Consider the following 7,429-nt stretch of genomic DNA (forward strand, 5'->3'; position numbering starts at 1 on the left):
GTTGATCGGCTTGGTCCAGTAGTCGTCGAAGCCGGCCGCGAGCGCCGCGTCGATCTGCGGCTGCATCGCATCCGCCGACAGCGCGATGCAGCGCAGCCCGCTCGTGCGCGCGTCGTCGCGCAGCCGTCGGATCAGCGCGAGGCCGCTGGTGTCCGGCAGGTTCATGTCGACCAGCAGCAGGTCCGGCGCCTGCTCGCGCGCCGCCGCGAGGCCGCTCGCGCCATCGTTGGCCACGCTCAGCCGCCACTGCGGGCGGCCCTTGAAGACCTCCTGCATCAGCATCACGTTCAACGGCTCGTCCTCGACATACAGCACGTGCTTCTGCGCCACGGCAGGTGCCGCGGGCAGCGTGGTAGGCAGCGCGTGCGCCGCGTCCGCGCGCGCCGCAGCGCCGGCCGGCAGCACCAGCGTGAAGGTCGAGCCCTGGCCGGGCGTGCTGCGCAGCAGCAGCTCGCCCTGCATCGCCGCCGACAGCGTGCGCGCGATCACGAGCCCGAGGCCGCTGCCCTCGATGCGGCGCTGCTCGGCGCCGAGCCGGTTGAACGGCTGGAACAGCTGCGTCTGCTGCGCCGTCGTCAGCCCCTCGCCCTCGTCGCTCACCGCCACCGTGACGCGCTCGCCGTCGTGCTGCAGCACGAGCCGCACCGTGCCGCCGGCGCGGTTGTACTTGATGGCGTTCGACAGCAGGTTCAGCAGCACCTGCTCGACCGCACGTGCATCGGYCGTCGCCCAGCACCCTGTGGGCTGCGGCGCGAGCAGCCGGATGCCGGCGTTGTCGGCCAGCGGCTGGATGATCGCGAGGCAACTCTCGACCGCGGCGCACAGGTCCACCGGCACCGGCTTCAGCGAGAAATCCTCCTGCTCGATGCGCGCCAGGTTCAGCACGTCGTTGATCAGCTCCAGCAGGTGGCGGCCGGCATGCATCACGCTGTCGATGCGGCGGCGCTGGTCGGGCGCGAGCGGGTGCAGGCGGTCCAGCGACATCAGCTGCGCGAAGCCGAGGATGCCGTTCAGCGGCGTGCGCAGCTCATGGCTCACGCGCGACAGGAACTCGCTCTTCGCGCGGTTCGCCTGCTCGGCGGCTTCCTTGTCGCGGCGCAGTTGCTCCAGCGCGGCTTGTTGCGTGATGTCGCGGCAGGTGCCGACCAGGCCGTCGACGCGGCCGGCGGTGTCGTGCGTGCAGCGTGCAAACAGCTCCAGCATCGCCGGCTGGCCGTCGGGCCGCAGCAGCCGGTAGCGGGTCTCCAGCCGGCCGTCGGTGGCCAGCGCGCGCCGGATCGCGGCCTCGGTCGCGGCCCGGTCGCCGGGGTGCACCGCCGCGAGGAAATCGTCCAGCGTGTAGTGCGGCAGCGGCCACGGCTGGCCGTGGTTCGTGCAGGCGCGCCGGTCGAAGGCGACCTCGCCGCTCGCGAGCGAGAACTGCGCGACGCCGATGCCCGCGGCCTCGGCGGCCATGCTCCAGCGCTCCTCGCTGCCGCGCAGCGCGATCTCGGCCTGCTTCTGCGCGGTGATGTCGGCGGTGAAGCCGTGCCACAGCGTCGAGCCGTCGGCCAGCCGCTCGGGCATCGCGCGGGTCTCCATCCAGCGCACGCTGCCGTCGTCGCGCACGATGCGATAGCTGCGCTGCCATGCCGTCAGCGTGCGCGCCGAGGCCTCGATGCTGTCGAGGTAGCCGCGCTGGTCGTCGGGGTGCAGCAGGCGGAACGGCACGGTCGGGTCGCCGCCGTTGCCGTCGCGCGGCGGCTCCACGCCGAACAGCTCGCGCGAGGCATCGCTCGCATACGGGTAGCTGACCTGGCCGTCGGGGTGCAGCTGGAACTGGAAGATCACGCCCGGCACCTGCGACGACAGCTTGCGCAGCAGCTCGGCCTGCACGTGCGCCTTGCGCTCGGCCTCGACATGGGCCGAGACATCGCGCGCGGTGCCGCGGTAGCCGGCGAACTGCCCTTGCGCATCGAACACCGGCACCGCGCTGCGCGAGATCCGCAGCACGCCGCGGCCGGTCTGCTTGTCGGTCAGCACGCGGGTGATCGGGCGGTGTTCCTGCAGCAGCTGGTGGAAGCTGCGCCCGCCGGGCAGCGGCTGGGCCAGTTCGTCGAGCAGCGGCGAATCGGCGATCTGCCGGCCGATCATCGACAGCGGCGGCAGCCCGGTGATCGCCTCGAACGCGCCGGAGACCCAGGTGTAGCGCAGTTGCGCATCGGTCTCCCACATCCAGTCGCCCGAGGCGCGCGCGAAGTCGAGCAGGCGCGTGCGCTCCAAGTCGGGCGAGGGGGGATGCATGCGGGCATTGTCGAGCAGCGTCGTGCCGCACTCAAGCCGCTTGAACCCGCGCGCCGCCCTCGGCGGCAGCATGTCACGCACCCCTGCGGGGCCCTGTAGGGCAACTCCCACACCCATCGCTCGGTTTGTCCGGCAGACCCGCCGGGGGGTGGCTGCCTAAGCTTCCGGCATCGGCTTCCAGCCATTTTGTTCGAGGAGATATCCACATGACCAAGCACCATTCGCTGTCGTTCATCACCGCCGCCGTCGCTGCACTGATGCTCAGCACCGGCGCCTTCGCCRCCGACAAGACCGCCTACGACCAGGCCAAGGCCTCGGCGAAATCCACCTACGAGGCGGCGCACAAGCAGTGCGAATCGCTGGCGAGCAACGCCAAGGACATTTGCGTGGCCGAAGCCAAGGCGGCCCGCGTGAAGACCGAAGCCACTGCCGAAGCCGACTACAAGGGCACGGCCAAGGCCACCTACAAGGCGAAGGAAGACATCGCCACAGCCGACTACAAGGTCGCCAAGGAGCGCTGCGACGACAAGGCCGGCAACGAGAAGGACGTCTGCGTGAAGGAAGCCAAGGCGGCCGAGACCAAGGCCAAGGCCGATGCCAAGGCCGAGCGCGACACCAAGAAGGCCAAGGCCGAAGCCACCGACGACAAGAAGACCGCGGCCTACAAGGTCGAGACCGAGAAGTGCGATGCGCTGGCCGGTGACGCGAAGACGGCCTGCGTGAACAGCGCCAAGGCCAAGTTCAACATGTGATGCACCCGACCGGAGGCCTTGTCATGAGCTTCTTCATTGCCGCCACCATCACCGTCGTCACGGCGGTCGGCCTCCTGGTCGCGCTGATCGCGCTGCTGCTGCAACCGAACGTCGAGGAATTGATCCAGGGCAACTGGGTCACCGACGCGTCCGATGCCGAAGGCAGCGCCGTTCGCAACGGCTAGATCAGCCCTGCTCAAGGCGCCGCTGGACGAAGTCCAGCCGGTCCTGTCCCCAGAAGATCTCGCCGTCGATCACGTAGCTCGGCGCGCCGAACACGCCGGCCGCGATCGCGGCTTCCGAATCCTGCTCGTAGCGCTCGTGCACCGCCTGCGAGTGCGCGTCGTCCATGCGCTGCGCCGGCAGGCCTTGCTCGGCGACGATCGCCTGCAGCACCGTCAGGTCGGCGATGTTGCGCTCTTCCACCCACACCGCCCGCAGCACCGCCGTGGTCATGCGCAGCGCCGCGTCGGTGCCGTCCTTCATGTCGACCGCGATGATCAGCTGCGCCGCGTCGTCGCTGTTGACCGGGAAGTACTTCGGCTGCAGGTTGATCGGCTGGTTCAGCCAGGCGCTGAAGCGCTTCAGCTCGACCAGCCGGTAGGCCTGGCGCTGCGGCGCGCGCTTCGACAGCGGCAGGCCGCCCGACACCGGAAACACCTTGCCGCCCAGGTCGACCGGCAGCACGTTGACCTTGGCGCCGGCGGCCGCCGCGATCTCGCAGAAGCGCTGGTGGCCCAGGTACGTATAGGGCGAGTGCGGCGACAGGTAGTAGTCGATGGTCAATGGCATGACAGCCCCTCGTCCGATGAGTACATCGGCCGATCCCCCGAGGGGATGCCGGCCGGCTTGGGAGCGGCCCGGCGCTCGGCCGGCTGCGCGTTCAATGAAGTTGGCATGGGAACCTCTCGAAGGGCAGGAGTCTAGCCACCTCGGGTGACACCCGGCGTGCGGGTGTTCCCGTCACTCGGCCAGCAGGGGTTTCAGGTACTGCCCCGTGAAGCTCGCCGGATTTGCTGCTATGGCTTCCGGCGTGCCGCTCGCCACCACCATGCCGCCGCCGGCGCCACCCTCGGGGCCCATGTCGATCAGCCAGTCGGCGGTCTTGATCACGTCGAGGTTGTGCTCGATCACGACGATGGTGTTGCCGGCGTCGCGCAGCTGGTGCAGCACCCGCAGCAGCAGGTCGATGTCGGCGAAGTGCAGCCCGGTGGTCGGCTCGTCGAGGATGTACAGCGTGCGGCCGGTGTCGCGCTTGGACAGCTCCAGCGCCAGCTTGACCCGCTGCGCCTCGCCGCCCGACAGCGTGGTCGCGCTCTGGCCGAGCCGCACGTAGCCGAGCCCCACGTCGAGCAGCGTCTGCAGCTTGCGCGCGATGTTGGGCACCGCGTTGAAGTACGCATGCGCGTCCTCCACCGTCATCTCCAGCACCTCGGTGATGTTGCGGCCCTTGTAGAGCACCTCCAGCGTCTCGCGGTTGTAGCGCTTGCCGTGGCACACGTCGCAGGGCACGTAGACGTCGGGCAGGAAGTGCATCTCCACCTTCAGCACGCCGTCGCCCTGGCAGGATTCGCAGCGCCCGCCGGCCACGTTGAAGCTGAAGCGGCCGGCGCCGTAGCCGCGCTCCTTGGCGGTGTTCATCTCGGCGAACAGCTCGCGGATCGGCGTGAACAGCCCCGTGTAGGTGGCCGGGTTGCTGCGCGGCGTGCGCCCGATCGGGCTCTGGTCGACGTTGATCACCTTGTCGAACGCATCCAGCCCCTCGATGGTGTCGTGCGCCTCCGGTTCGGCATGGCTGCCGTACAGCTTGCGCGCGACCGCCGCGTACAGCGTGTCATTCACCAGTGTGCTCTTGCCCGAGCCGGACACGCCGGTCACGCAGGTCAGCAGCCCGACCGGGATCTCGACCGTGACGCCCTTCAGGTTATTGCCGCGCGCGTTGACGATGCGCAGCGATGTCGGCGTCGCGTCGTCCGGATCCCTGGGTTTGTCCTTCACCCGGTGGCGCTGTTTCGGCACCGCGATGCGCAGCACGCGCGACAGGTAGCGCCCGGTCAGCGATTCAGTGCTCGCCGCCACCGCGTCGGGCGTGCCCTGCGCGATCACGTGGCCGCCGTGCACGCCGGCGCCCGGGCCCATGTCGATCACGTGGTCGGCGGCGCGGATCGCGTCTTCGTCGTGCTCGACCACCAGCACGCTGTTGCCGATGTCGCGCAGGTGGCGCAGCGTGCCGATCAGGCGGTCGTTGTCGCGCTGGTGCAGGCCGATGCTCGGCTCGTCGAGCACGTACATCACGCCGGTCAGGCCGGAGCCGATCTGGCTGGCCAGCCGGATGCGCTGCGCCTCGCCGCCGGACAGCGTGTCGGCGCTGCGGTCCAGGCTCAGGTAGTTCAGGCCGACGTCGTTCAGGAACTTCAGCCGCGAGCGGATCTCGCGCACCACCTTGTCGGCGATCTCGGCCTTGGCGCCGCGCAGCTTCAGATTGCCGAAGTAGTGCAGGCACTCGCGCAGCGTGAAATGCTCGACACGGAAGATCGGCTCGCCCTTCCTGTCGCCCGCGTGGTCGTCTTCCCCTTGCAGGAACACATTGCGCGCCTCGCGCCGCAGCCGCGCGCCTTCGCAATCGGGGCAGGGGCGGGCGGCCTGGTAGCGCRCCAGGTCCTCGCGCACCGCGGCCGAGTCGGTTTCCTTGTAGCGGCGCTCGAAGGTCGGGATGATCCCTTCGAACGGGTGCATGCGCTTGACGCTGCGCGATTTGCCCTTGCCGGTGCCTTCGCTCTCGTAGGTGAACGCGATGTCCTCATCGCCGGAGCCGTACAGCAGCACCTGCCGGCCCTGTTCGGGCAGGTCCTCGAACGGCTTGTCGATGTCGAACTTGTAGTGCTTCGCGACGCTCTCGAGCAGCGAGAAGGTGTAGCCGTTGCGGCGGTCCCAGCCCTTGACCGCGCCGCTGGCCAGGCTCAGCGACGGGAAGGCGACGACCCGCTCCGGGTCGAACGCGGTGACCAGCCCCAGCCCGTCGCAGCTCGGGCAGGCGCCGACCGGCGAGTTGAACGAGAACAGGCGCGGCTCCAGCTCGCTCAGCGAGTAGCTGCAGATCGGGCACGCGAACTTGCTCGAGAACAGGTGCTCGCGGCCGTGGTCCATCTCGAGCGCGACGGCGCGGCCCTGCGCGATGCGCAGCGCGGCCTCGAAGCTCTCGGCCAGGCGCTGGCGCAGGCCGCTCGCGGCGGCGTCGGGCTGCACCTTCACGCGGTCGATCACGACGTCGATGTCGTGCTTCTCGGCCTTCTTCAGCTTCGGCAGCTCGGTGGCCTCGTGCGTCTGGCCGTCGATGCGAAAGCGCACGTAGCCCTGGGCCTGCATCTCGGTGAACAGGTCGCCGAACTCGCCCTTGCGGTCGCGCACCACCGGCGCCAGCACCATCAGCTTGGTGTCCTCGGGCAGCGCGAGCACGGTGTCGACCATCTGGCTGACGCTCTGCGCCTGCAGCGGCACATGGTGGTCGGGGCAGAACGGCGTGCCGGCGCGCGCGTACAGCAGGCGCAGGTAGTCGTGGATCTCGGTCACCGTGCCGACGGTGGAGCGCGGGTTGTGGCTGGTGGCCTTCTGCTCGATGCTGATCGCAGGGCTCAGGCCCTCGATCACGTCGACATCGGGCTTGTCCATCAGCTGCAGGAACTGGCGCGCATAGGCGCTCAGGCTCTCGACGTAGCGTCGGTGGCCCTCGGCATACAGCGTGTCGAACGCGAGGCTCGACTTGCCCGAGCCGCTCAGGCCGGTGATCACCACCAGCTTGTTGCGCGGGATGTCGAGGTCGATGTTCTTGAGGTTGTGCGTGCGGGCGCCGCGGACGCGGATCAAGGGGAGCTCGATCGAGGCGTCGGTGGCAGGGGCATCCGCGGAGGCGGCCGCGGTGGGATCGGTGGGTCGAGGCGCGGGCATCGGGTCGCAGGCACGAAACCGACCATCATAAGGGTGCAGCGCGTCGCGGCCCAGCGGTGGGGTTCCACCGAACAGGGGATGCTGACAAATCCTGGGAACCCGCCGGCCATTTCGTATACGATATACGAATGCTGCCCTGGACCGCTTCCGCCGCTGTTGCCGCCGCCGCCAACCGCGTCAACGACGTGCGCGACACCTCCCTCGCCAAGCTGGTGCGCGACGACGTGCTCGAGCTGATCCTGCATGGCGCGCTGCTGCCCGGCCAGCGCATCAACGAGCCCGACATCGCGGCCCGCCTGAAGGTCTCGCGGGTGCCGGTGCGCGAGGCGCTGCGCGAGTTGGAGAGCTCCGGCCTGGTGGTCTCGCGCAAGAACGCCGGCGTGTTCGTGCGCCAGCTCGAAGCGGTCGACGTGCGCGAGCTGTATGAATTGCGCGAGATGCTCGACGGC

The 7,429-nt window shown here is 69.4% G+C and carries 6 protein-coding genes; 3 read left to right on the plus strand and 3 right to left on the minus strand.

Going from position 1 to position 7,429, the window contains the following annotated elements:
* On the minus strand, positions 1-2,283 hold a 2,283-nt coding region (locus AC1D12_RS18970; RefSeq protein WP_477842207.1), incomplete at its 3' end, for a hybrid sensor histidine kinase/response regulator.
* Between the two features lie 206 nt (positions 2,284-2,489).
* On the opposite strand from AC1D12_RS18970, the gene AC1D12_RS18975 reads away from it, so the two are divergent.
* The gene (locus AC1D12_RS18975; RefSeq protein WP_477842208.1) at positions 2,490-3,035 is read left to right on the plus strand and encodes a hypothetical protein; all 546 of its coding nucleotides are present in this window, start codon (positions 2,490-2,492) and stop codon (positions 3,033-3,035) included.
* Positions 3,036-3,058: 23 nt separating this feature from the next.
* A complete protein-coding gene (locus AC1D12_RS18980; protein ID WP_156154667.1) occupies positions 3,059-3,220 on the plus strand; it encodes a hypothetical protein in 162 nt (53 codons plus the stop codon).
* A gap of 1 nt (position 3,221) precedes the next feature.
* Here the strand turns inward: AC1D12_RS18980 and AC1D12_RS18985 are convergent, their stop codons facing one another.
* Positions 3,222-3,827: a 2-hydroxychromene-2-carboxylate isomerase gene (locus AC1D12_RS18985; RefSeq protein ID WP_465111277.1), complete on the minus strand. Its 606-nt coding sequence runs from the start codon at positions 3,825-3,827 to the stop codon at positions 3,222-3,224.
* A gap of 171 nt (positions 3,828-3,998) precedes the next feature.
* Entirely contained in the window at positions 3,999-6,980 is a 2,982-nt protein-coding gene (gene uvrA / locus AC1D12_RS18990; RefSeq protein WP_477842210.1) for an excinuclease ABC subunit UvrA, read from the minus strand.
* A 128-nt stretch (positions 6,981-7,108) separates the two neighbouring features.
* On the opposite strand from uvrA, the gene AC1D12_RS18995 reads away from it, so the two are divergent.
* Positions 7,109-7,429 (plus strand): GntR family transcriptional regulator (locus AC1D12_RS18995; protein ID WP_477842212.1); only part of this gene is annotated, 321 nt, incomplete at its 3' end.

It is taken from the genome of Rhizobacter sp. P1_G5 (assembly GCF_056405435.1).